Consider the following 24612-nt stretch of genomic DNA (forward strand, 5'->3'; position numbering starts at 1 on the left):
ACCCGCTGACCCGGTCCGCGGCGATCTAGGCAGCCAGTTCACGAGCGGCCCGCGACGTTTCATGCGGCCGGCTCACCGGAGGTTCAGAACCCTCCCCGCGGTCGGCTCACTGCGGCTCAGGCGGTCGGTTCAACCCGCGCCCGCTGGCCGGTCCGCGACGGTCCGCGCAACCGGCTCACGCAGCGGTTCAGCCCACCCCGTCCAGCGGCTCACGCAGCGGTTCAGCCCACCCCGTCCAGCGGCTCACACGGCAGCTCACTCAGCAGGCTCTCCGTGGCCCAGGTCGAAGGCGCGGCGGCATCTGGCAACCGGGTCGTGGACCTTCGCGGCTCGCTGGTGATCGCGAAGGTGGGCAACCCGATCACCAGAGCCGGGGGCAGCAGCCGTGTGGTCCGGTACGTGGGATCACTGCGGCCGGCATCCCGTTCGCTGGCCCTGACGGCAGCAGCGTGGGTGGCGAGAAAAGCATTAGCAACACTTAATCATGACTTGCGAATTCGTAAGCTATGCTTAATAATAGAGAGCGCGGGTATTGCTGCTCTGGACGTGTTGTGGTGACACGAGAGAAAAAAGAACCCCGGCCAGTTTGCGGCCGGGGTTCTTTTTTCTGGGCGGCTACGACACATCCTTCCGCCAGGCTGGCTTAGGGCCACCTCGCGGCCGGTACTCCGTCCGCAGGAAATCCGCGAAGGCAACCACGTCATCTCGTAGCCAAACTGGCCCGCCGTTCAAGCTGGCATTAGAACCCCCCGCATCATCATGCTCAACCGGCGCCGGAAAGGCTTCCTTCAAGCTCCCCTCGCCTAGCCGCTTGCGATTCAACCACGTTCTCCACTGACCAACGGGGACGTCCAGGAACTCTGCCGCCAGGCGAGCGTCCATGAGCTGGTGGACCGATTTGGGAGTTCGAGAAGTTTCCATAATTCCATCATGCGGCAAAACAGGGCCTGTTGTACACCAGGTGTACAACCTCGCTCACACATGAGAGACTGATGTTGTACTCAGCAAATACAACTTGGGAGGCGGGACCATGCAGGATGTTGAGGTTTTCGTAGAAGGCGAGCAGGTCGTTCTCCGCGCCCCGTTCAACCCGGACCTTGGACCGTTCGTCGATGACATGGGCGCCAAGTGGGACCAGGACCGCGGCCTCTATACCTTCCCCGTCCACCTCGCGGAACACGTGCAGGCACTGGCTGAAAGCTTCTTTGGAACCAGTGGGAACAGCGCCCTTTCCACGGTGGAAATCGAGCTCCAGCATTACAGCGACCAATGCGTCCTGGAGCTGGGTGGCCGCCTCATCGCCGAGCGCCGCCAGCGTTCTCGCAGGCCGATACTCGGCAAAGGGATCGCGCGTATCCGCGGCTCATTCACGTGGGAAGGACTCGGCGGCCCGTTCACCAAGCCCCTCATCGGCGTCAATGACGTCCTTGTCCTAGCAAGTCTGCCCACATCGGTCGTCGCGCGCCCAATCCCCGGCGTCACCATCGTCCCCACAATGGACCGCGGAAGGGCCCTACGCAGCGAAGCAGCTCGCCTCCAAGCTCGCCTCGAAGTCATCACAAAGGAGTTGGCAGCATGAACACCCGGACACTTCGGGCCGAGACCGCTGCGGGCCCGGTCCTCATCGCGGTGGCAATTGCCGGTACGCTGCTCTCCTTCATGGGTATCCTGCGCTTGGCACTGCACGTCGGCTGGCCGGCGTGGGCCGCGTGGCTCCTGCCGATCTCCATCGATGGAATGGTGGTGGCCGGCATCCTGCAGGTCCTCCAGGCCACCGCAGCTGGAACAAGCCGAAAGTACGGCTGGTGGCTGACCGCTGCCGGCGCCGCGATCTCCGTGGCTGCCAACTCCATCACCGCGACCCCAGGGATCCTCGCGTCCGTTGATTCAAACATCTTGGCCGCCCTCACCCACGCCCTCCCCGTCATCACCGTGGTGGCCACCCTCGAAGCCTGGCTCTACATGCGCCGGGGAGGAATCCACCGCGCTGCCGAGGACCTTGCTGCCGCTGACCGCGAAGCGGCCCTCACCGTCGAGCTCGTCGAGGCCCAGGCAACCGTCGCGGCGGGCGTCGAGGAGAACAACAAGCTGGCCAAGCTTGTAGCTCGCCTCGAAGCAGATATCTCGAAGGTCACCGCCACAGCCGCCACCCCGGCAGCCGTGGAGGCCAACAGCACGCCGAAGCAGAAGGCCCTGGCCTCGGTTCCCGACGCCAAGCCGGCTACCGACCGCACCGCACTGGTAGCCCAGGCCACGACCCTTCGTGAAGGAGGCATGACGCTGCCCGCCATCGCTGCCGAGGTCGGAATGAGCCTCAGCAGTGTGAAACGCCTGCTCTCTCCTACCGCCGCCACATCCGCAGCATAGTCAACCCGCACACCCGCAAAGGAAAACACCATGCAAACACTCACCGCATTCGTCGTCCGCGCACTCCCGAGCTTCACCAGCCGCCTCTGGGTCGCAGTCCTCCTTGCCGCGTTCCTCTTGACCGGCGGCGTCGTGGCCGCCGATGCCGCCAGCTCCAGCGTCAAACTTATTCCGGATGCCCCCGCGCACAGCCAGCTCCTGGAGAAGGGCCAGACCAGCCAGGCGGATCAGGAGGCTGCAAGCCAAATCGAGTCCATCCTCGGCTTGTGAGTTCCGGGCCTTCGGCCAGACAAGCAGGACGCCCGCTGGAAGGTCAGCGGGGCGTCTTGTTGTATGGGAGGTGGCTAGGAAGTGCGAGGCGGGCGTAGGGCGTCGGAGTAGTCGGGCACCACGGTCGGCCTGGCGATGTAGTATTCCCGGGTCGTATCCGGCGAGCTGTGGCCGAGCATGTGGGAGGCCGCCTCATCGCCGTACTTCGCCGAGATGCCGCTGCCGACAGTCCTCCGGAAGCTGTGCGGCGATATCCGACCTTCGATGCCGGCCTCCAGTTGGGCCTTCCGCAGTGAAGTGCGGAGGTTGCTGGGGCGCACGAAATTTCCCGATCGGGCCGCAGCAAACACCGCGTTGGTGGGCGTTGTCTTGCGATTGCGCCACCGGCGCCCGATCATCTCAACGAGCTCGGGATCGGTCACCGGAAGGATCCGAATCGAGTCGGCCGTCTTTGGGTACATCTGCCGGTAGAAGATCGTCGGCCTCTCCACCAGCGTTCCCGAAACGGTGATGGTCATCGGTGAGGAAGATGTATCGACGTCTTCCCAGCGAAGGCCGAGGGCCTCACCGATACGCAACCCGGTCAGCCGCAGCAACAGAACCGTGTCATAGGTGCGACCGACCGGCACGCGGCGGTTGTCGCCCGATTCTGGGTTCAATGGCGCCACAGCCCTTTGGATGGCCGCTACGGTTTCGAGTGCCAGGGCCTGGGGCTTCTTCCGTTTTTTCGGCACCCGGCTGACAGATTTCGCCGGGTTGTATTCGCGGTAGCCTTGCCTCACCGCATAGTCCATAAGCTGCTGCAGGACTTGCTTGGCCAGCGCGGCGGTGCGGTAGCCGGCACCGGTGGACACTGAGTACATCCCAGTGATTGCCTTTTCGCACACTGGCGTCGTCACATCCACTACCTGAAGCTCACCGATGGCGGGCAAGACGTGGAACCCCAGGACCCGGCGGTATTGCTCCCAGGTTTGCGGCCGCAGACCGTCGGTCGTGAGTGTGGCCGTCCGGGCGACTTCATCCACGACAACCGGTGCCGGCTTGCGCATTTCGAGCCATGCCGCGGCCAGCTCGGCTACAGTCAGTCGGGCCGCGGCTGCCGCCTCCTCAGCAGCTCGTTCAACTGCATCACGCGCTGCCAGCTCCTCCTCGCGGACACCGGCCTTCAGAGCGTTCTCAGCCGCGGCCTTGGTTCTGCCGGCCCGGCGCATCTGGCGTCGGTCACCTGCATCATCCCGGTAGTATGCGCGCGCCTCCCAGCGGCCTGACGCGTCCTTCGTCGTGGTGATCGTACCGAGTTGCCATGCGGGCGTTTTTGGGCGCCCCATCAGACGCACAGCCGATCCTGGGCAGCCAGCCACGACTCGATGTCGGCGAGCCGGTAGAGGACGCGGCCGCGGCCCATGCGCGTGTACGACGGCCCGACGTCGCCGGACGCCCAGTTGCTCAGGGTTCCAGTTGAGAGGCGCAGATACGCTGCGGCCTCGGCTCGGGTGAGCCAGGTGACTGTGTCCTGGGGCTCGAAATCGAAGGTTGTGGTGGCGGCAGTCGCGGCTGCCGTGGCGGAATGAGTGGTCATGGTGGTTTCTATGCGGGGACCCTCGCCACGGGTGTCTTTTTGCCGCCGTAAGTATGCCGCAGGAGGGGGCGGCATACTTATGCCATACTTTGAAACTGATTTTCCGGGATTGTTCGTTAATACTTTCGAGCCGCGTTCGATCGGAATCCGCGGAATCTCGGGAATTTGTGAACCCGGGTGTTCGAACTCGACCCCTTCACGCTTTGAGAAAAGGTCAACAGTTCGATTCTGTTTGGAGGCTCATTCAATCCCCCGGATCCCCGAGATTCCGGGGGATTTTTGTGCCCGAACCGCGGGGGTAGGCGGTACGCACCGGCGGGTACTGTCAGTTCGACGGTGGACGGGCGCGGCTAGGCGTCCCAGGGGAAGACGACGCCCTCGCCCACGACCTTCAGCGAGAGTTCGGTACCGGGCCGGGCCAGCATGGCATTCCAGTGCCGGATGTTGATGACCTCCCCGCCCACCGGCTGGTGCGGGTCCACCGGCTTGGAGGGGTCCACGGCAATGGGTTGGAGCTGGATGCGGACGGTGGTTTCCGGGCCGAAGTAGTCGGTGTCCACCACGCGGCCGCGGATTGCCCCGCCTTCGGTGATGCGGATTTGTTCCGGGCGCAGCATCAGGTGCACCTTGCCCTGCACCGGCGGCCGGCGCACCGGGATCCCCCCCAGGGAGCACAGCGCCAGGGAACCCTCCATCCAGGCCTCCAGGATCACGGCGTCGCCGAGGAATTCCGCGGTGGCCCGGTCCGAGGGCCGCGTGTACACCACGAACGGGCTGCCGATCTGCGCCAGCTTGCCGTCTCGCATCACGGCCACCTGGTCCGCAAAGCTGAGCGCCTCGGCCTGGTCGTGCGTGACCAAGATGGTCGTCACCCCGGCCTCCGTCAGCGTCTTGGACACGGCCCGGCGGGTCGACACCCGCAGCCCAGCATCCAGGGCGCTAAACGGCTCGTCCAAGAGCATCAGCTCGGGTTGGCGGGCCAGCGCCCGGGCCAGGGCCACACGCTGTTGCTGGCCGCCGGAGAGCTGGTGCGGGCGGCGCTTGGCGTAGGCCGGATCCATCGAGACCATCTCCAACAGCTCCGCCACGCGGGCGGACGCGGCCCGGCCGCGCAGCGGCAGCCCAAACTCAATGTTCTGCCCCACGGTCAGGTGCGGGAACAAGGCCCCGTCCTGGGCCACGTACCCGACGCTGCGCTTGTGCGCGGGCACCCAGGTGCCGGGCCCGGCCACCTCGACGCCGTCCAGGCGGATGCTGCCGGCATCCGGGGATTCAAACCCGGCGATCAGCCGCAGCAGGGTGGTCTTGCCCGACCCGGACGGCCCCACGATGGCGGTGGTCCGCCCCTGCGCAACGGTCAGGTCGACGCCGGTCAGCACCGTGGTGCTGCCGAAGGCCTTGCGCGCCCCGGTAACCTGCAGGTGGTCGCTGACATGGCCGTCCAGCGGCGTGAAGACGGCTCGGGGGGCCGCTTGCGCGGCGGTGGGCCGATGTGCTGGGGTCACTGTCCTGCTGCTTTCTTGGATTCGGCAAAGAGAAGGTACGTCATGGGGGCGGAGAGCAAGATCATCAACAGGGCGTACGGCGCGGCACCCATGTAGTCGATTTCGCTGCTGAGCGACCAAAATTCGGTGGCCAGCGTCCGGGTGCCGTTGGGCGCCAGCAACAGCGTGGCGGTCAGCTCATTGACGATCCCCAGGAAGACCAGGGCCGCACCGCCGGCCGCCGCCGGGGCCGTCAGCCGCAAGGTGACCTTGAAGAACGCCACCAGCGGCGACTTGCCCAGCGCCCGGGCGGCCTCGTCCAGCTCCTTGGGTGCCTGCGCCAGGCCGGCCCGCAGGTTGACCAGGGCGCGCGGCATGAACAACAGGGCGTAGGCCGCGATCAGCACCACGGCGGTCTGATACACGGCGGGCACCCCGTGGATGGTGATGGTCACCAGGGCCAGGGCCACCACGATCCCGGGCATGGAGCTGGAAATGTAGTTGGCCCCTTCAAGGAGCTTGCTCACCCCGCCCGGGTGGCGGATGACAAGGTAGGCCAGCGGGAACGCCAGCATGGTGGTGACCAGGGCGCCGGCCAGCCMGTACCCCAGCGTTTGCACCAGCGCGTGCAGCAGGTCCGGTCCCGTCCAGATGGCCGCACCGCCGGCGATCAGCCAACGCACCACGTGCCACAACGGCACACCGAGCGCCAGGACGGTCAAGGCGGCCAGGCCCAGCTGGCCGGGGACCTCAAGCCAGCCCAGGGGCAGCCGGGTGGGATTGGACTGCACGCCCGAGCCGACGCGAGCGTAGCGGGCGGAGCCGCGGGTCCGGGTCTCGCCGAGCAGCAGCAGCAGGCACAGCAGGACCAGCACGCCGGCCAGCATGTTCGCGGCCGAGCCGTTGAACGTGGAGCGGAACTGGTCGTAGATGGCGGTGGTGAAGGTGTCGAACTGGATCATGGCAAACGCGCCGTATTCGGCCAGCAGGTGCAAGGACACCAGCAGCGCCCCGCCCGCGATCGCCAGCCGCAGTTGCGGGAGCACCACCCGGAAGAAGACCCGCCACGGGCCCAGGCCCAGCGAGGAACCCGATTGTTCCAGCGCCGGATCCATCCGGCTAAGCACGGCCGCCACCGGGATGTACACCAGCGGGAAATAGGACAACGTGGAGATGATGACGCCTCCGCCGAGCCCGCCCAGGGCGGGGATGGCACTGACCCAGGCATAGCTGTTCACGAACGCGGGAATGGCCAGCGGCGCCGCGAGCAGCACGGCCCACACCTTGTGCCCGCGCAGCCGGGTCCGCTCCACCAGCCAGGCGCCGCCCACGCCCAGCGCCACACACAGCGGCACCGTCACGGCGACCAATTCCACCGTGTTGACAAGCAGCTCGCCAACCCGCGGGCGGATCACCAATTTCACAATGGTGTCCCAGCCGGCGTTGGCGGTCATGACAGCCACATATCCCAGCGGCAGCAGGGAAAAGCCCGCAATCAGGACGCACAATACGACGACGACCCAAGGGCCGGAGCGCGAGCTCCGGCCCTTGGGCGCGTGGGGTGAGACCTTCCGCTCGGGCGAGCCGGCCGCCGTCGTACTGGTACGCAATGACATCAGTACTAGAGTAGCCCGGCCTGCGTCATCAGATCGGTGACCTTCTGCGAGTTCAGCTTGGCCGCATCAACCTTGGGGGCCTGCAGCTCCGTCAGCGGAACCAGCTTGGAGTTGGCCGCAACCTCGCTGCCCACCGGGTACTCGAAGGAGGTGCCGGTCTGCAGGATGGTTTGGCCGGCCTTGCCGGTGACGAATTCCAGGAACTTCTGGGCGCTCTCTTGATGCTTGCTCGAGGCCAGGACGCCGCCGCCGGAGACGCTGACAAACGCGCCCGGGTCCTGGTTCTTGAAGTAGTGCAGCGCGACGTTCTTGGAGTTTTCGCCCGTCTTGGCCTGGTCGCCGAACCAGTAGTAGTGGTAGATGACGGCGCCGTCGACCTCACCGGCATTGACGGCCTTCATGGCCGTGCTGTTGCCCTTGTAGGCCTTGAAGTTTTCCTTCATGGCCGTCAGCCAGGACAGCGTGGCGGGCTCACCCTTGAGGGCCAGGACCGCGGAGACGATGGCCTGGAAGTCGGCACCGGACGGCGAAGCGGCCCAGCGGTCCTTCCAGGAGGGGTCGGCCAGGTCCATGATGGACTTGGGCAGCTGGGCTTCCGTCAGCTTCTTCGTGTTGTAGGCGAAGACCGTGCTGCGGGCGGCGATGCCGGTCCACTTGTCGGTGGAGGGGCGGTACGCGTCCGGCACCTGGCCCAGGATCTTGGCATTGACGGGTGCGAACAGGCCGGCATTTTCAACCTGCGTCATGGCGGGCGAGTTCTCCGTCAGGAAGACGTCGGCCGGCGAGTTCTTGCCTTCCTGGATGATCTGGTTGCTCAGCTCGGAGTCGTCGCCGTTGCGCAGGGTGACCTTGATGCCGGTCTCCTGGGTGAACGCGTCGACCCAGGCCTGGGTCAGGGACTCGTGCTGGGCGTTGTACACCGTGATGCTATCCGTAGCGGCACCCGGGGCGCTGCTGGAGTTGGGGGTGGCGGCGGTGCCACCGCAGGCGGACAGGGCGAACACGGAAACACCGGCGATCGCGGCAACGGCAACTTTGCCGAGCGCGGTCTTGTTGAACCAAGTTTTCATGGGGGCCTTTCGGCAATCGGAAGAACGAGCGATTGGGAAGTATCAGCGAACGGGAATAATTAGCGAACGTTTGTTGATCGTATTCCCAATATAGGGCAGGCTAACCTTAAATTCCCAATCAAGTGACCCAGCTCTCCCGCATGTGACCGCGGATGACTTTTCCTACTTGCGGGTAAGTAGTTCCCGGGCCCGGACCACGTGCGCGTGCACCAGGGCGGAGCGGCGTTCCACCGCGGCAACGTCCCCCGCGCCGAGCCGCACCATGGCCACGGCCTCCGCCGCGGCCGCCAGGTCGTTGCCGGCGCGGGAGAGCTCCCGGTGCACGTCATTGAGGTAGCCGCCGGCGCTGGCGGGGATGTCCGTGCCCTCGCTCGGTGCCTCGGCGTGGGCGGCCAGGGCGATCTGGCGCACCTGCGGCAGGAGGTCGGCCAGCCCGTTGGCGATCGGCACCAGTAGCGCATACACGTCCGCGGGGGCGGCGGCACTGTCCGCGGGAGCGGCCGGGGCGGCGTCCGCGCCGGCGGCCGGGGCGGCGGGGCGGGCGGCGTCCTCGGCGATGCCTTCAAGCATCTGGTGGAACCTGTCCAGGCCCCTGGTGAAGCGGTCGTGGGCGCGGCGCCACACGCCCTTGCCGAGTTCGGCGTCGTCGCGGCGACCCTGCCGGGCGGCGCCAAAAAGTTCCCGAAGCATGGCGATTACAGGTACTGTCCGGGACCGCCGGAGTCGGACTGCCCGGGCATGGCGTCACCGTGGTGCATCCCGGCCGCGGCGCGCTGCGGCTCCCCGTTCTCCCCCACGACCACGCCGGGGGCAATGACGGTCCCGGGCGGGAGCTGGCGCAGCTGCAGCCGGGCCGCCACCTGCTGGTTGGCCATGGCCTGCGCCGCCAGCGCCGTTTGAATGCCATGGAACAGGCCCTCCAGCCAGCCCACCAGCTGGGCCTGGGCGATGCGCAGCTCGGCGTCGGACGGGGTGCCGCTGTCGGTGAACGGCAGGCTCAGCCGGTGGAGTTCGGCCACCAGTTCCGGGGCCAGCCCGTCCTCGAGTTCGGCAATGGAGCGATCATGGATTTCGGCCAGCCGGGACCGGGCGGCGTCATCCAGCGGCGCGCTCTTGACCTCGTCCAGAAGCTGCTTGATCATGGTGCCGATGCGCATGACCTTGGCTGGCTGGTCCACCAGGTCGGCCACGCTGGAGCGGCCGTTGCCCAGTTTTTCGGCATCCCGACCGGCGGATTCCGATGACGCGGCGGCCGCGGAGCCCTCGACGGCGGAGATGAGCTCGGAGTCGTCCAATACTTTGCCCTCAGCAGCCAAACCGTTKGCCGGGGTGTGCGCCTTCTCAGTCATACGGCCAGTCTCTCACGACGCCCGCCAACCGTGCCGGGATCGGGACAGTTGGCGGGGTGGTCGGGGCCATTCGGGCGCTAGCAGCAGCGGCCCTCGGGGTGGGCATCCTGGCGGTCCGTCTTGTCCCGCCAGAACTCCTTGACCGTCATGGCCGGCACCTGGCAGCCGGTGGCCCGGTGGTGGTCCAGGTACTTCGCGTAGGAGTCCTCCCCCAGGACACCCTTGAGGTACCTGTTGACCGACCTCAGAACACCCGCCGCGCGTCGCAAGACATCCATGGGTTAGTGACCCACCCCGACAGTTTGCTTGCCGGATTCGGCCCACTCCCGTTGGATGGCGCGTTCGGCCGCGGTCGGGACGATCCCGGCCGGGGCGAAGATCCGCGAGGGAACCGCCACGTCTTCCATGCTGGGTCCGCCGCCGGCGCGGACGGACCGGATGGAGACCAGAACGGCCGCCACGATCACAATGATGGACAGCACCACGAAGATGATGGACAGCGTCCCCTGAACGGAGGTGTTGCGGACCACCGATTCCATCGCGGCAACGGTCTTCGCCGTGCCAAAGTGCGTCTTGCCCGCATCCAGCGCCTCCTGGAAGGCCCGGTGCTGCGCCCAGTACCCCACCGACGGAACGGTCGAGAAGATCTTTTGGAACGACGCGACGACGGTGACCACGGTGACAAAGGCCAGCGGCAGCGCCACCATCCACAGGTACTTCACATGCGTGTTCTTGGAAACGATCGCCAGGCAGACGGCCAGGGCAATGGCGGCCAGCAGCTGGTTGGCGATGCCGAACAGCGGGAACAAGGTGTTGATGCCGCCCAGCGGGTCGGTGACGCCCATGATCAGGATGGCTCCCCAACCAGCCACCATGATGCCGGTTGTCAGCCACGAACCCAGCCGCCAGGAGGTGTCCTTGAACTTCGGGACAAAGTTGCCGATGGAATCCTGGAGCATGAAGCGGGCCACGCGGGTTCCGGCGTCGACCGCGGTCAGGATGAACAGGGCCTCGAACATGATGGCGAAGTGGTACCAGAAGCTCATCATGGCGGGCCCGCCGGCCACCTTTTGCATGATGTGGGCCAGGCCCACGGCCAGGGTGGGGGCGCCGCCGGTGCGCGAGACGATGGACTGCTCGCCGACGTCGGAGGCGGTCTGGGCCAGCGTGGCCGGGTCAACGTGGACGCCGGTCAGGCCCAGGGAGTTCACAAACGCCGCCGCACCCTCGATGGTGCCGCCGGTCGCGGCACCCGAGGCGTTCATGGCGAAGTAGATGCCGCGGTCGATCGACAGCGCCGCCACGAGGGCCATGATGGCCACAAATGACTCCATGAGCATGCCGCCGTAGCCGATGAAGCGGGCCTGGCGTTCCTTCTCGATGAGCTTGGGCGTGGTGCCCGAGGCGATCAGGGCATGGAAGCCGGAGAGCGCCCCGCAGGCGATGGTGACGAACAGGAATGGGAACAGGGCGCCGGAGAAGACCGGGCCGTTGGTGCTGTTGGCGAATTCGCTGAAGGCCGGGACGTTGATGACGGGGCGGACCAGCACGATCGAGCCGGCCAGCATGACGATGGTGCCGATCTTCATGAAGGTCGAGAGGTAGTCGCGCGGGGCCAGCAGCAGCCAGACGGGCAGGATGGCGGCGATGAAGCCGTAGATGATGATGGCCCAGGCCAGCGTGGTGCGGTCCAGGTGGAAGAACGATGCACCCCAGGCGGTGTGGGCCACGACGCCGCCGCCGATGATGGCGGCCAGCAGCAGCACAAAGCCGATCACGGAGACTTCCATGACCTTCCCCGGACGCCAGTAGCGCAGGTAGAGGCCCATGAACAGGGCGATCGGGATGGTCATCGAGACGGAGAAGACGCCCCACGGCGAGGAGCCCAGGGCGTTGACAACCACCAGCGCCAAGATGGCAACGATGATGATCATGATCAGCAGCGTCGCAATGAGCGCGGCCGTTCCGCCGATGACGCCCAGTTCCTCGCGCGCCATCTGGCCGAGCGAGCGGCCGCCGCGGCGCATGGAGAAGAACAGGACCAGGTAGTCCTGGACCGCGCCGGCGAGCACGACGCCGACGATGATCCAGATGGTTCCGGGCAGGTAGCCCATCTGGGCGGCCAGGATGGGCCCGACCAGCGGGCCGGCGCCGGCAATGGCGGCAAAGTGGTGGCCGAACAGGACGTTGCGGTCGGTCGGGACGAAGTCCTTGCCGTCGGCCTTGTACTCGGCCGGGGTGGCGCGCACGTCGTTGGGCTTGAGCAGGTACTTCTCAATGACCTTGGAGTAGAAGCGGTAGCCGATGAGGTAGGTGCAGACCGCGGCAAAAACAAACCAGACGGCATTGACCGATTCCCCGCGAACGACGGCCAGCACCACCCAGGCCACGCCGCCGAGCAGCGCGATGGCCGCCCAAATGGCGATCTTGAGGGGAGTCCACTTCTGCGCGGCTTCCTCGGCGTCCGGGCCAAGTGCCACGGGCGGCAACTCGGGGTCTTGGACCAGCAGCTTCGCTGGATCGGCGGTAGCCTGTGACGGCTGAATCATGTTTTTCCTTTGAAATGAGCCGGAAATCTGGCCTTTTGACGGTAGCAGCATGCCCCAGCGCACAACCGGCATGTGGGCTGGAACATAAAAGCGAATCTGTCAGCGGCGGCATGTCCGCGATAAGCGGCGCTCGGCGGGCGCCGGCCGCCGCGCCCCGCCCGGGGGCAAAAACTGGCCCGCATTAGATGTCGAGAATGGGCCGATTTCGGCCCATTCTCGACATCTAATGCGGGCCAGTTGAAGGAGGCCATTGAGGGGGCTAGGCCGTGAGCAGGACCTTGCCCACGTGCGCGCCGGAGTCGAAATACGCGTGGGCGGCCGCGGCCTCGGCCAGGGGGAATGTCTTGTCCACGATGGTCTTGACGGAGCCGTCGGCAATGCGCGGCCAGACGTGCTCGCGCACCCCGGCCATGATGACGGCCTTCTCGGCCGTGGGCCGGGCCCGCAGCGTGGTGCCGATGATGGCAGCGCGCTTGGCGAGCAGCGTCCCCAGGTTCAGTTCCGCACTCGCCCCACCCTGGAGCCCGATGACGACCAGGCGGCCGTACATGGCCAGGGCCGCCACGTTTTGTGCCAGGTACTTGGCGCCGACGACGTCGAGAATCACGTTGGCGCCGAGGCCGCCGGTATGTTCGTTCACCAGTGCCACGAAGTCCTGGGTGCGGTAGTTGATGGCCACGTCCGCGCCGAGGTAGCCGGTGAGCAGGGCGACCTTCTCCTCGCTGCCGGCGGTCGCGATGACGCGCGCGCCGGCGGCCTTGGCCAGCTGCACGGCCATGACGCCGATCCCGCCGGCGCCGCCGTGGACCAGCACGGTTTCCCCGGGTTGCAGCTGGGCGGTCATGAACAGGTTGGAGTATACGGTGGCGGCAACCTCGGGCAGGGCGGCCGCCGTGACCACGTCGAGGCCGTCCGGCAGCGGCAGCACCTGCTCGGCCGGGACCGCGACCTGCTGGGCGTAGCCGCCGCCGGTGAGCAGCGCCACCACCTTCTCACCCACGGAAAACGGCCGGGTCACGTTGGGCCCGAACCCGGCGATCCGGCCGGAGACCTCCAGGCCCAGGATTTCCGATGCCCCGGCGGGCGGCGGGTAGAAGCCGCGGCGCTGCTGGACGTCGGCCCGGTTGATGCCCGCGGCGACCACGTCGATCAGGACCTCGCCCGGGCCCGGCACGGGCGCGGGGACGTCGGCCAGGGCCAGGACCTCCGGACCACCGGCAGCCGTTGCAATAATCGCCTTCATGAATCTCTCCCCCGCTCTGCGGATCCGCCCCGCTCTTGGCGCGGCGGCCCGCTTTGGTGGCACCGCACTGCTTATGAAACACTACTAGGGTCAGGAAGGTTGTCCGAGCGGCCGATGGAGCTGGTCTTGAAAACCAGTGTGCGGTAACCCCGTACCAAGAGTTCGAATCTCTTACCTTCCGCGCATTTATCAGGGAAGCAGTCCCGCCACGGGACTGCTTCCCTTATGTATGTGTCAAAGATGCACAGGCCCGCGGGGTCAAACCGGGCGCGACGGGTCACCCCAGGATGGCGGCCGCGATGTCATCGGCGTCGCGAAGCGTGCGGTAGCCGCTGCGATATTCGGCGTCCGCCTGGGCGGCGATGGCTGTCCCCCACTGCACGGAGGACAGCTGCAGGCCCAGCACGTACAGGCCCTCGACCGGGGCGCCGGTGCCGTTCAGGGGCCGGTAGGGCGGGGCGGAGACGTCCAGGCCGCTGGTCACCACGGGCTCGCCGTCGGCGGCCAGCATGACGCGCGGGCGGACGAGCCCGTCGGCCAGCAGGTTGTTGAGCAGCTTGGAATCGCTGTCCTGCACCCAGTTGGCCGGGGCCAGCGCCTCCACCAGGTACCGGGAGCGCCACGGCGGCTCCGCCACCCACGGGGAGGCGACCTGGAACAGCCCGAGCTGGACGCGGAACATCGGATCGGGCCCGGCAAAGTGGACCACGCCGGCGCGCACCAGCGCCGCGAGCTGCTCCATCCGCAGCGCCGGTGGGCCGCTGGTCAGCCCCTCGACAAATCCTTCAAACCAGCCGCGCAGCTCGCCCAGCCACGACTCCTGGGTGATCCCGCGGTCCGCCACCAGCGACTTGATCACGGCCCGGCCGGCGTTGAGCGCGCCGATTGCCATCTTCACGGCGTCGTCCTCACCGCGGGCGGAACCGGCGGCGTCCTCGCACAAATATGCCAGCACGGCCCGGTCCAGGTGGGCGTGGGAGTCGAACCGGTGCTTGCCCCCGGGCAGCAGCGGATGCCGGGACAGCGGCCGCGCCAGCGCGGCCAGGTCCAGCCGGTGCCCGTCCGCCAGGCACCGAGTCTCCAACGCCTTGAGCCGCAGCAGCCAGGCCGGCCCCTCCCCGGCCATTCCCTGAGCCAGCAAGGCATCCAGCTCGGCTAAGAACCCCGGCTCCGTGATCAGATCCGGGCGGGTGCGCGCCAGGGTGGTGTAATACGCCCACAGCGTGTCGCGGTGCAGCAGCGGCCAGATGTCGTGGTCAAATCCGGCCGTCGCCCCCAACGCCCGAATCGATGCCACGGCGTCCTCATCCAGAAAGCGCAATTCAACACCGGCCGGGTAGTAGTGCTCCAGCTCCGCCTTGGCCCGGTACGGGGTCCCCCGCCGGGAGCCGCCCACGATCACCGGCTCCCGTCCGGAGGGCACATAGGCCAGCGCCTTGCCCGGCGCCTCCCCGGTCGGTTCAAAGCGTCCGCCGCGCCCCTCCGTCAGCTGCCCCACGACGTCAAAAAAGTTCAGTCCCATGCCGCGCACCAGCACGGTTTCCCCGGCGGGCAGCTGTTCCCAGTCAACGTCGCCGGGCACGGCCGGGGGCAAATACGTCAGCCGCGCCGCGCGCGCCTCGTCCCGCAGTTCGCGCTGGGCCGGTGTCAGGCGCGACGGGACGTGCCCGAGCGCCAACACCACGGCGTCCGCGCGCAGCGTGTCGCCGTCTTGAAGCACGACGGCGTACCCTCCCGTGTCATGGTCCCGCACCACCCGGTTGGCGAGGGTCGCGTGGACGGTGACCGTGACGGCGTCGGGCAGTTTCTCCAGCAGCGCGGCAACGCACCAGGACAGGTAGCGGCCGTAGAGGGGCCGGCTCGGGAATCCGGTGGCGGCGAGCGCGGACAGCTCGTCGCGGTCGGCGGCGCTGAGGGTGGCCCCCGGTTGTCTCCGCTGCGCCTCTCGCCACCGGTTGAAACTGCACCCGGCCACGGGGGGCGCGTCCATGCCGCGGTCCGGGATGAGGGTGGGAAAATACGCTTGCGTGTTCATCAGGTACAGCCGGGACTGGTCCGTGCGCCACACATGGCCGGCGCCGGGCGGGTGGGGATCGACCAAATGGATGGCCAGCGGCCGGGGGTCCGCGGCCCCCGCGCGGCGGGCCAGCAGGCGTTCCATGACGGAGGTGCCGCGGGGTCCGGCCCCCACGATCACCACCGCCTGCCCCTCCGTCGCCTCCATTCCTAGAGCGTAACGGATGCCCTCGCGCGGCGCGGGTCCGTGCGGCGCCTGTCTAGGATGGGCACATGATGCAAAGCCCCGAGGCCCGGCCCACCCCCGCTCCGGCCACCGTGCCGCCCGTCGCCGACCAGCCGGCCGATGAGTTCCTGTGGCTGGAGGACATCCACGGCGATGACGCCCTCGCCTGGGTGCGCGAGCGCAACGCCCGCACCGACGCCGCCCTGCTCACCCCGGACTATGAGGCGCTGGAGGCGTCCGTGCTGGCGGTCCTGGACGCCAAGGACCGCATCCCCATGGTCACCAAGCGGGGCAACTGGTACTACAACTTTTGGCGCGACGAGGCCAATCCGCGCGGGCTCTGGCGTCGCACCACCTGGGCGGGCTACCTGGCCGCGGACCCCGACTGGCAGGTGCTGCTGGACGTCGACGCGCTGGCCGCGGCCGAGGGCGCCGAATGGCTGTGGGCCGGGGCGTCGCTGCTGCGCCCGGCAGACGGGGAGGAATACCGCCGGGCCATGGTGGCCCTGTCCCCCGACGGCGGCGACGCGGTCACCTACCGTGAGTTCGACCTCGCCGCCTGCGCGTTTGTGCCCGGCGGCTTTGCGCTTCCGACGGCGAAGACGCGCCTGAGCTGGGTGGACGCGGACACGCTGTACGTCGGGACGGACACCGGCCCGGGGTCGATGACGGCGTCGTCGTACCCGTGCGCGGCCCGGGTGCTGCGCCGCGGGGAGTCCGTGGCGGAGCTGGCCGCGAAGGAGCCGTACTTTGCGGTGCCGGCGGACCACCTTAGCGGCGGCGTGTCCCACAGCAGCACGCCCGGGTACGTCCGGGACGTCGCGACGGATGTGCTGGATTTCTTCACCAGCCGCACGTACCTGCGGGTCGGCGATGACTGGGTGCATCTGGAGGTCCCGGACGACGCCAGCGTCTCCTTGCACCGGCAGTGGCTGCTGCTGCGCCCGCGCACCGACTGGACCGTGGCCGGGGCGCACTACGGCGCCGGGACGTTGCTGGCCCTGGAGCTGGACGCGTTCCTGGCGGGGGACCGCGGCTTCCACACCGTCTTTGCCCCGAGCCCGCAGGAGTCGCTGCAGTCCTGGAGCTGGACGCGGGACTTCCTGCTGCTGAACCTCTTGCATGATGTCTCCGCCAAGGTCCTGGTCCTGGACCCGGCCGCCGGCTGGGCCGGCCGCGAGCTGGACGCCTGCCCGCCGCTGCACTCCGCGGACGCGTTCGCGGTCGACGACGAGGACGCCGACTGCGGCAACGACTACTGGCTGGTGGCCACCGGCTTCCTCACGCCCTCGACCGTCCTGCGCGGCACCCTGGCGGCGCCCGGGGCCGGCTCCGGCGGCGGGGCGGCGACGCTGGTGCGGGAGTCGCCGTCGTTCTTCCATGAGGCCGGCTACGTGGTGGAACAGCACTTCGCGGTCTCGGCGGACGGCACGCGCGTGCCCTACTTTCAGGTGGGGCCGCGGGACTTGGTGCTCGACGGCGGGAACCCGACGGTGCTCAGCGGTTACGGCGGCTTTGAGGTCTCGCGCACCCCGGCGTACAGCGGGGCGATCGGCCGCGCCTGGCTGGAGCGGCGCACGGAGCTCAACGGAAGCGCCGGGACGGTGCGCGGCGGCGTCTACGTGGTGGCGAACATTCGCGGCGGCGGCGAATACGGGCCGGCCTGGCACACGGCGGCGCTGCGCGAGAACCGGCACAAGGCGTACGAGGATTTTGCGGCCGTGGCGCGGGACTTGACGGCGCGCGGGGTGGCCGGGGCAAACCGGCTCGGCTGCGTGGGCGGCAGCAACGGCGGGCTGCTGGTGGGCAACATGCTCACCCAATATCCGGAGCTGTTCGGGGCCATCTCCTGCGGCGTGCCGCTGCTGGACCTGCGCCGGTACACGAAGCTGTCCGCCGGCGCGTCCTGGATTGCCGAATACGGCGACCCGGACGTGCCGGCGGACTGGGCGTTCATCCAGTCGTTTTCGCCCTACCACCTGCTGCGGGCCGGGGTGAACTATCCGCCCACGTTTATCTGGACGGCCACCTCCGATGACCGGGTGGGGCCGGTGCAGGCGCGGAAGATGGCGGCCCGGATGGAGGCGCTGGGCGTGCCGGGGCTCTGGTTCCACGAGGCGCTGGAGGGCGGGCACGCGGGGGCCGGGAACAACGCCCAGGCCGCGCGGCTGCATGCGGCGTCGTACGAGTTTCTGTGGCGGCGGCTCACCGCCGCGGCACCGGATTCCACCCCGGCCTGACCGGGCGGCCCCCGTTTTGCTTTGTACCCCTTCCACTAGGTAAAGTTTGGGATGCTGGTCAGGGGCTTCTACCCTGGCCAGCGCTGGAGACGTGCCAGAGCGGCCGAATGGGCTTCACTGCTAATGAAGTGTGGGGCACAACTCCACCGGGGGTTCAAATCCCCCCGTCTCCGCCAAAAACAGCCCCGGGAAACCGGGGCTGTTTTTTTGCAACCGACCCGCAAGGGTGTTATTTTTTTGCAACTTACCCGCAAAAGATGTCGAAAATTCGCTGAAAATCGGGATTTTTCGACATCTTTTGCGGGTCAGTTCACGTGCGGGGCGGGACAGCTAGCCGGCCTGGGCGAGCACCAGGGGCAGGACCTGGCCGGCGCCGGCCCGTCGCAGCGCGCGGCCGGCCACCGTCAGCGTCCAGCGGCTGTCCACGAGGTCGTCCACGAGCAGGACGGGGCCGCCGCCGTAGCCGGCCAGCGCGGTGGCCAGTTCGGGGCCCGCGGTCAGCCGGTCCCACACCCCCGCCAGCCGGTAGGCGCTGTTGCCGCCGCGCCCGCCCGTCGGCCCGCCAAATTCGAAGGACATCTCGCCCAGATACGGCAACTGGCCAATCTCGCACATGGCCTGGGCCAGGGACCGGACCAACAGCGGCTTGCTTCGGGACGTCAGGGACACCACCGCCACCGGGCGGCCCTCCCCGGCCCAGCCGGCCTGCCCCCACTCGCGCAGCACGGCCACCACGGCCCGGGCCATGGCCGGATCAACGGGCGCATCCGGTGCCCCGGCGGCAAACATGGCTCGCAGCGCATTGCCCCACCCCAGATCGGTCAGGCGGGCCAGCGCACGCCCGGGGGCGAGCTGTTCGGCCGCGGGCAGCTTGCCCTTGACCGGCACGCCGAGGCGGTCCATGCCCGTGGGCCACATGGTGCGCGGGTCGATGGGCAGTCCGGCATGGCGCAGCGACTCGCCGGCGGCCGCCACGGCACCGGAGCCGATGTCGGTGGGGAACCACTGCCCGGCACAGCGGTCGCACCGCCCGCACGGGGCCGCCGTGTCATCATCGAGCGCCGCGGCCAGGTACTCCATGCGGCAGCCGGCCGTTTGTTCATACACGATCATCGATTCCTGCTCGTCGACCCGGGCCTTGGCAATCCGGTCGTACCGTTCGGCGTCGTACACCCACCCCTGCCCGGTCGCCTCCCACCCGCCGGAGACGCGCCGTACCACCCCGTCCACGGCCAGCACCTTCAGCAGCAGCTCCAGCGGGGTCCGGCGCAGGTCCACCCGGGCTTCCAGTGCGGGGGTGGACATCGGCCTGCCGGCCTCCCCCAGCGCCTCCAGGACGGCCATGGCCTTCACCTCGGAGGGCATGGAGGCGGTGGCAAAGTACTGCCAGATCTCCTTGTCCTCGCTGCCGGGCAGCAGCAGCACCTCCGCGTTGGCGCCGCCGCGACCGGCACGTCCCACCTGCTGGTAGTACGCCACCGGGGACGACGGCGCGCCCAGGTGAATCACGAACCCCAGGTCCGGTTTGTCGAACCCCATGCCCAGGGCGCTCGTGGCCACCAGCGCCTTGACCTGGTTGGTCTTCAGCGCCTCCTCGTAGGCCTCCCGGTCCATGGGATCGGTGCGCCCGGTGTAGGCGCGGACATTGTGCCCGGCCTCGGCCAGCAGCCGGGCGGTGTCCTCCGCGGCGGACACCGTCAGCGTGTAGATGATGCCGCTGCCGGGCAGCCCGGCCAGGTGCGTGAGCAACCAGCCCAGCCGGTCCCGGGAGTCGGGCAGCCGCAGCACGCCCAGCCGCAGCGATGTGCGCGCCAGCGGGCCGCGGATGGTGAACACGCCGGCACCAAGCTGCTCCTCAATGTCCGCCACCACGCGGGAGTTGGCGGTGGCCGTGGTCGCCAGCACCGGCACGGTCCCGGGCAGCTGGGCAATGAGATCGGCGATGCGCCGGTAGTCCGGGCGGAAATCGTGGCCCCAGTCGGAAATGCAGTGGGCCTCGTCGATGACCAGCAGCCCGGTTCGCCGGATCAGGGTGGGCAGCTGGTTCTCCCGGAAAGACGGGTTGGTCAGCCGTTCCGGGGACACCAGCAGCACGTCGACCTCGTCGGCGGCCAGCGCCCCGGACACCACGTCCCACTCCGTCGCGTTGGCCGAGTTGATGGCCATGGCGCGCACGCCCGCACGCTCGGCGGCCGCCACCTGGTCCCGCATCAGGGCCAGCAGCGGGGAGACGATCAGCGTGGGCCCGGCGCCGCGGGCGCGCAGCAGCAGGGACGCCACAAAGTACACGGCCGACTTCCCCCAGCCGGTGCGCTGGACCACCAGGGCCCGCCGGCCGGCGTCGACCAGCGCCTCGATGGCCTCGAACTGGCCGTCGTGGAAGTCGGCGTCGGGGCGTCCCACGAGCTGGCGCAGGATCACCAGCGCCTGCTCCCGCGTGGTGCCGGATGCGGCGGCGGTGGGGGTTGGGGCGGCGGTGATCGGCGGGTTCGGGATCTGGGGCGGTGTCATGCCCTTTAGTATTCCAGTGCCCGCCGACACTGCGGACCCGGGCGGGCCCAGATGCGGGCAGGGTGTGGAAAGACCCGCCCGCGGCCCGCCCGGTGCAGGACACGCCCGCTCCGGCCGGGAGCGAGAGCCGCCCGGTAGCATGGGAGGCGTGACTACTGCAGAGAAATTGCCCGTTGATTTGTCCACCTCGTTCAAGGCCTATGACGTCCGGGGCATCGTGGGCGAGTCCATTACGGTCGAGTCGGTGCGGGCCGTGGGCGCCGCGTTCGTTGACGTGCTGAACCTCGCGGGTGAGACGGTGCTGGTCGGCGGGGACATGCGCCCGTCCTCCCCCGGCTTTTCGCGGTCCTTTGCCGAGGGCGCGGCCGCGCGCGGCGCCAACGTCCAGCTCCTGGGGCTGATCTCCACCGACGAGCTGTACTTTGCGTGCGGCTCGCTCAATGCCGCCGGGGCGGTGTTCACGGCCAGCCACAACCCGGCCGAATACAACGGCATGAAAATGGCCAAGGCCGGCGCCGTCCCCGTCTCCTCCGAAACCGGGCTGATGGACATCCGCGACCTCGCCCAAAAGTACTTGGCCGACGGCGTCCCCGCCGGCGCGGAGGGCACCATCACGGCCATCGATGTGCTCCAGCGGTACGCCGAGTACCTGCGCTCCCTGGTGGACCTCACCGGCTCGCGCCGCCTGAAGGTGGTGGTGGATGCCGGCAACGGCATGGCCGGCCTGACCACCCCGGCCGTGCTGGGCGACACCCTGCTCCCGGGCCTGCCCTTTGACATTGTGCCGCTGTACTTTGAGCTGGACGGCACCTTCCCGAATCACCCGGCCAACCCGCTCGAGCCGGCCAACCTGCGCGACCTGCAGGCCGCCGTCGTCGAGCACGGGGCGGACATTGGGCTGGCGTTCGACGGCGACGCGGACCGCTGCTTTGTGATCGATGAGCTCGGCGCGCCCGTGTCCCCGTCCGCCGTGACCGCGCTGGTGGCCCGCCGGGAGATCGCCCGGGCCCGGGCGCTGGGCGAGGAGCACCCCACCGTTATCCACAACCTGATCACCTCCCGCGCTGTGCCCGAGCTGATCGCCCACGACGGCGGCCGGCCGGTCCGCACGCGCGTGGGCCACTCCTTCATCAAGGCCGTCATGGCGGCGGAGGGCGCCGTGTTTGGCGGCGAGCACTCCGCCCACTACTATTTCCGCGACTTCTTCAACGCCGACACCGGCATGCTGGCGGCCATGCACGTGCTGGCCGCCCTGGGCGAGCAGGACGGGCCGCTGTCCGAATTGGGCCGCGAGTACGAGCCCTACGCCTCCAGCGGCGAGATCAACTCCCAGCTGGCGGACGTCCCCGCCGCCGTCGCCCGAGTGCGTGCGGCGTACACGCGCGAGGACGTCACGATCGACGAGCTGGACGGCCTGACCTTTACCGCGGCCGACGGGTCCTGGTGGTTCAACCTGCGCGCCTCCAACACCGAACCGTTCCTGCGCCTGAACGCCGAGGCGGTCGACGCCGTCACCATGGCGGACGTCCGCGACGACGTCCTGGCCCTGGTCCGCCAGCAGTAGTCCGGCCCCGGCCCGCCGGCCGACCCATCCCACCCCAACCACAGGAGAATTCGTGGACGATTTCACGAACGGCCGTGAAGCCGACGATCAGGGCGACGCCCTGGTCCAGGAGGACCTGAACAAATTGCTCGGCACCGCGCTGGGCGTGGCCGGCGAGCAGCTGGCCGCGCACGGCGCCTTCGCGCCGATCGGCCTGGTGGTGGACCTCGACGGCGGCGTCAGCCTGGTCGCCGTCGCCGGCGCCCCCGAGGACGACGGCGCGCAGGAGCTGGACGCCGACGCGATGATCGCGGACCTGTACGAGGCGCTCACCCAACAGCGCGCGCAAAACCGGGCGGCCGCCGTCGTGTGTGACATCCACCTGCCCGACGACGTCACGGACGCCATCCACGTGGTGGCCGAGCACAGCACCGGGGTGTGCGTCTCCGCCGTCCAGCCCTATCGCTACGGCGCGGACGGCTGGGAATTCAGCAATCCGTTCCTGGAGTCCGGCGAGAAAATCATTTGGGCCTGAGCCGTGCGCATCAACGTGTTTTCCGACGTCAGCCTGCGCGTGCTCATGCTGCTCTCCGCCGAGCCGGGGCAGCTGACCACGCGGAGCATTGCCGAGGCCGTGGGCGCCCCGTACAACCACGTGAGCAAGGCCGTGCTGCGGCTGCGGCAGCTGGGCCTCGTCGAGGCGATGCGCGGGCGCGCCGGCGGCGTGCGCATCTCGGCGGCGGGGATGGCCGCCACGGTGGGCGGCGTGCTGCGCATCCTCGATGCCCGCACCGACGTCGCCGACTGCCAGTCCGGCCGGGGCGAATGCCCGCTGGCGCACGGGTGCGGGCTGCGCGGGGCGCTGAACATGGCCCGCGAGGCCTTCTACGCCTCCCTCGACACCGTGACGATCGCCGGCATGGCCGGGACGCGCCCGCCGGAAGCGGTGCCCGAGGCACCCCTGGAAGCGATGCCGGCGGCGCTGCCCGTGACCTTGCACACACAGGCGACAGGCTAAACCGCGCCATCCGGGGAATTTTCTACGATCTGTAGAAATTGTGGATTTAATGTTGCATGCTAAATGCTACTTTGAGGTTGTTAGCAGCAATGCAACCCAAGGAGAAACCATGCTTTCGGAAAAATCCCGCCCGTTGATTGAAGCCACCCTCCCCCTCGTGCGTTCCCGCCTGGGAGCCATCACGCCAAACTTTTACGGCCGCATGTTTGCCGCCCACCCGGAACTGTTGGACGGGCTGTTCAGCCGCGCCAACCAAAACAACGGCAAGCAGCAGCAGGCGCTGGCCGGGTCCATCGCCGGCTTCGCCGCGGCCCTGATGGCCAACCCGGACACCATCCCCGAACACCTGCTCAGCCGCCTGGCCAACAAGCACACCTCACTGGGCATCACCGAGGACCAGTACGGCATCGTGTACAAATACCTCTTCGAGGCGATCGCGGAGGAACTGGCCGACGTGATCACCGCCGAGATCGCCGAGGCCTGGGCCGAGGTGTACTGGCTCATGGCCAACGCGCTGATCAAGATTGAAAAGGGCCTCTATGCCCGCCAGGCCAACGACTCGACCTGGATGCCGTGGACCGTGGTGGAAAAGAATCCCGCCGGCACCGACTGCATGACGTTTGTGCTCGAACCCGCCGACGCCACCCCCGTCACCGTCGCCCGCCCCGGCCAGTTCGTCTCGGTCCGCGTCACCCTGCCCGACGGCCTGCGCCAGTGCCGGCAATACTCGCTCTCCGCGGACGTGGAGTCCACCACGCGCCGGGTCTTCACCACCAAGTTCGACGGCGGCGGCGAGGTATCCCCGGTCCTGCACCGTGACGTTCAGCCCGGGGACGTGCTGGAACTGTCCAACCCGTACGGCGACGTGACCCTGGACGACGGCGAGGAGCCGGTGGTCTTTGCCACCGCCGGCATCGGCTGCACCCCGTCCGCGTCCGCGCTGCGGTCCCTGGCGGCCAATGGTTCCGACCGCGAGGTCATGGTCCTGCACGCCGAGAAGAACCTCGAGGCCTGGGCCCTGCGCGAGCAGATGACCGCCGACGTGGCGGCCCTCGACGGGGCGAAGCTGCGGCTGTGGTTGGAGGACCCCACGCCGGGGTTCCATTCGGGGTTCATGACCCTGAAGGGCCTGGACCTGCCGGCGAACGCGTCCATCTACGTGTGCGGGCCGCTGCCGTTCATGAAGTCCATCCGAAACCAGGCCATCGACGCCGGCATCCCGGCCACAAGGATCCACTACGAAGTCTTCGGTCCCGATCTGTGGCTGGCCGGCACCAACTAGCCCCGCCGACGAGCTGACCCGCAATAGATGTCGAAAAACCCCGGATTTCCGGCTCTCCTGACGCATCCGTGGGTCCGTTTGGCGTGGCTTAAGGAAAACACGCCGCTTTCCGTCTAGGTTTCTGACTGTCTAAGAAAAGAAACTGAAGAACGGAAAGCGGCGTGCGAGAAGCAACTCTATGGGGAACTCTGCTCGGTGTCGAGAAGACGGTCGTGGAAGCGGTCTCTTTTGAGGAGGGKCCGGGGGTGC

The 24612-nt window shown here is 68.3% G+C and carries 20 protein-coding genes and 2 tRNA genes; 10 read left to right on the forward strand and 12 right to left on the reverse strand.

The window, feature by feature from the left end:
- Positions 1-1030 precede the first annotated feature (1030 nt).
- The 3 genes from AB4Y80_RS06530 to AB4Y80_RS06540 are packed head-to-tail and all read left to right on the forward strand — an operon-like array spanning position 1031 to position 2637.
- A complete protein-coding gene (locus tag AB4Y80_RS06530) occupies positions 1031-1579 on the forward strand; it encodes a hypothetical protein (RefSeq protein WP_442212877.1) in 549 nt (182 codons plus the stop codon).
- Complete coding sequence (locus AB4Y80_RS06535; protein WP_442212879.1) at positions 1576-2367, forward strand: DUF2637 domain-containing protein; 792 nt, start codon at positions 1576-1578, stop codon at positions 2365-2367. Before AB4Y80_RS06530 ends, AB4Y80_RS06535 begins: the two co-directional genes overlap by 4 nt.
- 30 nt (positions 2368-2397) lie before the next feature.
- Positions 2398-2637: a hypothetical protein gene (locus tag AB4Y80_RS06540; protein ID WP_442212881.1), complete on the forward strand. Its 240-nt coding sequence runs from the start codon at positions 2398-2400 to the stop codon at positions 2635-2637.
- A gap of 74 nt (positions 2638-2711) precedes the next feature.
- Here the strand turns inward: AB4Y80_RS06540 and AB4Y80_RS06545 are convergent, their stop codons facing one another.
- From AB4Y80_RS06545 to AB4Y80_RS06590, 10 genes are all read right to left on the reverse strand, one after another.
- Positions 2712-3965 (reverse strand): tyrosine-type recombinase/integrase, encoded by a 1254-nt coding sequence (locus AB4Y80_RS06545; RefSeq protein WP_442212915.1) that lies wholly within the window; start codon positions 3963-3965, stop codon positions 2712-2714.
- Positions 3965-4216: a helix-turn-helix transcriptional regulator gene (locus tag AB4Y80_RS06550; protein ID WP_442212882.1), complete on the reverse strand. Its 252-nt coding sequence runs from the start codon at positions 4214-4216 to the stop codon at positions 3965-3967. Before AB4Y80_RS06550 ends, AB4Y80_RS06545 begins: the two co-directional genes overlap by 1 nt.
- A gap of 350 nt (positions 4217-4566) precedes the next feature.
- A complete protein-coding gene (locus AB4Y80_RS06555; protein ID WP_442212918.1) occupies positions 4567-5661 on the reverse strand; it encodes an ABC transporter ATP-binding protein in 1095 nt (364 codons plus the stop codon).
- Positions 5662-5717: 56 nt separating this feature from the next.
- A complete protein-coding gene (locus tag AB4Y80_RS06560; protein ID WP_442212884.1) occupies positions 5718-7316 on the reverse strand; it encodes an ABC transporter permease in 1599 nt (532 codons plus the stop codon).
- A 5-nt stretch (positions 7317-7321) separates the two neighbouring features.
- Positions 7322-8386, reverse strand: a complete 1065-nt coding sequence (locus AB4Y80_RS06565; protein WP_442212886.1) for an iron ABC transporter substrate-binding protein — start codon at positions 8384-8386, stop codon at positions 7322-7324.
- A gap of 162 nt (positions 8387-8548) precedes the next feature.
- Positions 8549-9076 (reverse strand): hypothetical protein, encoded by a 528-nt coding sequence (locus AB4Y80_RS06570; protein ID WP_442212888.1) that lies wholly within the window; start codon positions 9074-9076, stop codon positions 8549-8551.
- 5 nt (positions 9077-9081) lie between these two features.
- Positions 9082-9735, reverse strand: a complete 654-nt coding sequence (locus AB4Y80_RS06575) for a bacterial proteasome activator family protein (RefSeq protein ID WP_442212890.1) — start codon at positions 9733-9735, stop codon at positions 9082-9084.
- Positions 9736-9812: 77 nt separating this feature from the next.
- The gene (locus AB4Y80_RS06580; protein WP_442212892.1) at positions 9813-10013 is read right to left on the reverse strand and encodes a YbdD/YjiX family protein; all 201 of its coding nucleotides are present in this window, start codon (positions 10011-10013) and stop codon (positions 9813-9815) included.
- A 3-nt stretch (positions 10014-10016) separates the two neighbouring features.
- Positions 10017-12284, reverse strand: coding sequence for a carbon starvation CstA family protein (locus AB4Y80_RS06585; RefSeq protein ID WP_442212895.1), 2268 nt, complete (start codon positions 12282-12284; stop codon positions 10017-10019).
- A gap of 259 nt (positions 12285-12543) precedes the next feature.
- Positions 12544-13527 carry an NAD(P)H-quinone oxidoreductase gene (locus AB4Y80_RS06590; RefSeq protein ID WP_442212897.1) on the reverse strand — a complete coding sequence of 328 codons (984 nt, stop codon included), beginning with the start codon at positions 13525-13527 and terminating at the stop codon, positions 12544-12546.
- A gap of 93 nt (positions 13528-13620) precedes the next feature.
- Between AB4Y80_RS06590 and AB4Y80_RS06595 the strand changes: the two genes are divergently transcribed.
- Positions 13621-13708 (forward strand) — tRNA-Ser (locus AB4Y80_RS06595).
- A 96-nt stretch (positions 13709-13804) separates the two neighbouring features.
- Here AB4Y80_RS06595 and AB4Y80_RS06600 read toward each other — a convergent pair.
- Complete coding sequence (locus AB4Y80_RS06600; protein ID WP_442212899.1) at positions 13805-15751, reverse strand: FAD/NAD(P)-binding protein; 1947 nt, start codon at positions 15749-15751, stop codon at positions 13805-13807.
- A gap of 68 nt (positions 15752-15819) precedes the next feature.
- Here AB4Y80_RS06600 and AB4Y80_RS06605 point away from each other — a divergent pair, with 68 nt between their 5' ends.
- Together AB4Y80_RS06605 and AB4Y80_RS06610 are read left to right on the forward strand one after the other, a co-directional pair.
- On the forward strand, positions 15820-18009 hold the full coding sequence (locus AB4Y80_RS06605) for a prolyl oligopeptidase family serine peptidase (protein WP_442212920.1): 2190 nt from the start codon (positions 15820-15822) through the stop codon (positions 18007-18009).
- Positions 18010-18094: 85 nt separating this feature from the next.
- Positions 18095-18185 (forward strand) — tRNA-Ser (locus AB4Y80_RS06610).
- A gap of 154 nt (positions 18186-18339) precedes the next feature.
- Here the strand turns inward: AB4Y80_RS06610 and AB4Y80_RS06615 are convergent.
- Positions 18340-20520: a RecQ family ATP-dependent DNA helicase gene (locus AB4Y80_RS06615; protein ID WP_442212901.1), complete on the reverse strand. Its 2181-nt coding sequence runs from the start codon at positions 20518-20520 to the stop codon at positions 18340-18342.
- A 148-nt stretch (positions 20521-20668) separates the two neighbouring features.
- Between AB4Y80_RS06615 and AB4Y80_RS06620 the strand changes: the two genes are divergently transcribed.
- The 4 genes from AB4Y80_RS06620 to AB4Y80_RS06635 all read left to right on the forward strand — a co-directional run bounded on the left by AB4Y80_RS06620 (position 20669) and on the right by AB4Y80_RS06635 (position 24363).
- The gene (locus tag AB4Y80_RS06620) at positions 20669-22084 is read left to right on the forward strand and encodes a phosphomannomutase/phosphoglucomutase (RefSeq protein WP_442212903.1); all 1416 of its coding nucleotides are present in this window, start codon (positions 20669-20671) and stop codon (positions 22082-22084) included.
- A 52-nt stretch (positions 22085-22136) separates the two neighbouring features.
- A complete protein-coding gene (locus AB4Y80_RS06625; protein WP_442212905.1) occupies positions 22137-22598 on the forward strand; it encodes a hypothetical protein in 462 nt (153 codons plus the stop codon).
- A gap of 3 nt (positions 22599-22601) precedes the next feature.
- Positions 22602-23081, forward strand: coding sequence for an RrF2 family transcriptional regulator (locus tag AB4Y80_RS06630; protein WP_442212907.1), 480 nt, complete (start codon positions 22602-22604; stop codon positions 23079-23081).
- A 109-nt stretch (positions 23082-23190) separates the two neighbouring features.
- Entirely contained in the window at positions 23191-24363 is a 1173-nt protein-coding gene (locus AB4Y80_RS06635) for a globin domain-containing protein (RefSeq protein WP_442212909.1), read from the forward strand.
- Positions 24364-24612 lie beyond the last annotated feature (249 nt).

The sequence above is a fragment of the Specibacter sp. RAF43 genome, from assembly GCF_052114065.1.
In the GTDB taxonomy this organism is placed as follows: Bacteria; Actinomycetota; Actinomycetes; order Actinomycetales; family Micrococcaceae; genus Specibacter.

Coding starts and splice junctions, on each gene's coding strand:
- AB4Y80_RS06530 (WP_442212877.1), top strand. CDS start 1,031: ATGCAGGATGTTGAGGTTTTCGTAGAAGGCGAGCAGGTCGTTCTCCGC.
- AB4Y80_RS06535 (WP_442212879.1), top strand. CDS start 1,576: ATGAACACCCGGACACTTCGGGCCGAGACCGCTGCGGGCCCGGTCCTC.
- AB4Y80_RS06540 (WP_442212881.1), top strand. CDS start 2,398: ATGCAAACACTCACCGCATTCGTCGTCCGCGCACTCCCGAGCTTCACC.
- AB4Y80_RS06545 (WP_442212915.1), bottom strand. CDS start 3,965: ATGGGGCGCCCAAAAACGCCCGCATGGCAACTCGGTACGATCACCACG.
- AB4Y80_RS06550 (WP_442212882.1), bottom strand. CDS start 4,216: ATGACCACTCATTCCGCCACGGCAGCCGCGACTGCCGCCACCACAACC.
- AB4Y80_RS06565 (WP_442212886.1), bottom strand. CDS start 8,386: ATGAAAACTTGGTTCAACAAGACCGCGCTCGGCAAAGTTGCCGTTGCC.
- AB4Y80_RS06570 (WP_442212888.1), bottom strand. CDS start 9,076: ATGCTTCGGGAACTTTTTGGCGCCGCCCGGCAGGGTCGCCGCGACGAC.
- AB4Y80_RS06580 (WP_442212892.1), bottom strand. CDS start 10,013: ATGGATGTCTTGCGACGCGCGGCGGGTGTTCTGAGGTCGGTCAACAGG.
- AB4Y80_RS06585 (WP_442212895.1), bottom strand. CDS start 12,284: ATGATTCAGCCGTCACAGGCTACCGCCGATCCAGCGAAGCTGCTGGTC.
- AB4Y80_RS06590 (WP_442212897.1), bottom strand. CDS start 13,527: ATGAAGGCGATTATTGCAACGGCTGCCGGTGGTCCGGAGGTCCTGGCC.
- AB4Y80_RS06600 (WP_442212899.1), bottom strand. CDS start 15,751: ATGGAGGCGACGGAGGGGCAGGCGGTGGTGATCGTGGGGGCCGGACCC.
- AB4Y80_RS06605 (WP_442212920.1), top strand. CDS start 15,820: ATGCAAAGCCCCGAGGCCCGGCCCACCCCCGCTCCGGCCACCGTGCCG.
- AB4Y80_RS06615 (WP_442212901.1), bottom strand. CDS start 20,520: ATGACACCGCCCCAGATCCCGAACCCGCCGATCACCGCCGCCCCAACC.
- AB4Y80_RS06635 (WP_442212909.1), top strand. CDS start 23,191: ATGCTTTCGGAAAAATCCCGCCCGTTGATTGAAGCCACCCTCCCCCTC.